Source organism: Actibacterium sp. (assembly GCF_041584535.1).
Classification (GTDB): domain Bacteria; phylum Pseudomonadota; class Alphaproteobacteria; order Rhodobacterales; family Rhodobacteraceae; genus Actibacterium_D.
In genome coordinates this window covers 1-1467 of record NZ_JBFHDW010000428.1, presented here as the reverse complement: position 1 = coordinate 1467, position 1467 = coordinate 1, and the positions used below count along the sequence as shown (strand labels likewise).

At 64.3% G+C, this 1467-nt stretch carries 1 protein-coding gene; it reads left to right on the top strand.

All coding sequences use genetic code 11. From position 1 onward, the window contains the following. On the top strand, nucleotides 1–1467 hold a 1467-nt coding region (locus ABYW26_RS14440), incomplete at both ends, for an FAD-dependent oxidoreductase (protein WP_372605611.1).

Here is a 1467-nt window from a genome sequence, read left to right as displayed (position 1 = left end):
GTCATCATGGGGTCGATGCACACGCGGTTGGAAACCGAGCCTGACGGCATAGCCAAACAGATCGCGTTTTACGCCGAGCGTGCGCGGGGGGAGGCGGCGATTCTGGTCACCGGCGGGTTTTCGCCCAATGCCGAGGGCATATTCGATCCAGAAGGTCCGAGAATCGATGACCCGGAAGAAGCGCTTGACCTGCGCCCGATCTGCGAGGCGGTGCAGGCCGAAGGCAGCCTGATCTGCGCGCAACTCCTCCACGCCGGGCGCTATGCCAAGATCGAAGGGTGTGTGGCCCCGTCGCCGATCCGCGCCCCGATCAACCGTTTCATCCCGCGTGAAATGACCGAAGCCGACATTCTCCGTACCATCGAGGATTTTGCCGTGGCGGCCGCCAATGCGCTGGCCGCAGGCTTTGATGGCGTCGAGATCATGGGGTCCGAGGGATACCTGATCAACGAATTCACCGTCACCCACACCAACAAGCGCCAAGACGACTGGGGCGGCAGCGCCGCGAACCGCCACCGATTCCCGGTCGATATCGTGCGCGCGGTGCGCGAACGTTGCGGCCCCGACTTTCTGGTCATCTACCGGATTTCGGCGGCCGATCTGGTCGAGGGCGGCGCGCCCGCCGATGAAATTGCCGCACTGGCCCGCAAGATCGAGGCTGCGGGTGCGGATATCCTGAACACCGGCATCGGCTGGCATGAGGCCCGCGTGCCGACGATCGCCTACCCGGTGCCGCGCGGTGCCTGGCGCAAGGCGGCAGCCAACGTCAAAGCGGCGGTGTCGATCCCGGTAGTCGCCTCGAACCGGATCAACACACCCCAGCTTGCAGAAGACATACTTGCCTCTGGCGATGCGGACATGATCTCGATGGCGCGCCCGTTTCTGGCCGATCCGCATTTCGTGAAAAAGACGCGCGAGGGCCGCGCAGACGAGATCAACACCTGCATTGCCTGCAACCAGGCCTGCCTGGATTTCATTTTTTCGGACCGGCCGGTCGGATGTCTGGTCAATCCAAGGGCCGGGCGTGAAACGGAATTCCGGGATACGCCAACCGACACGCCAAAGAAAGTGGCCGTCGTTGGCGGTGGTGCCGCGGGCATGGCCACAGCCGCCGAGGCGGCACGGCTGGGCCACGATGTCACCCTGTTCGAAGCGCAGGACAAATTGGGCGGTCAGCTGAATCTGGCCCGCGCCGCACCCGGCAAGGACGAGTTCGACGAAACCCTTCGGTATTATGCCGGTCAGATGCAGAAACACGGGGTCACGCAGCGTCTGGGACAGCGGGCAGAGGCGAGCGATCTTGAGGGATTTGACCATGTGGTCATCGCCACCGGGGTCACGCCGCGCATTCCCGACCTGCCGGGTATCGACCATCCCAGCGTCGCGACCTACGCCGAAATTCTGTCCGGTGACCGCGAGGCGGGCGACCGTGTCGTGGTGATGGGGGCGGGGGGCATCGGTCATGAT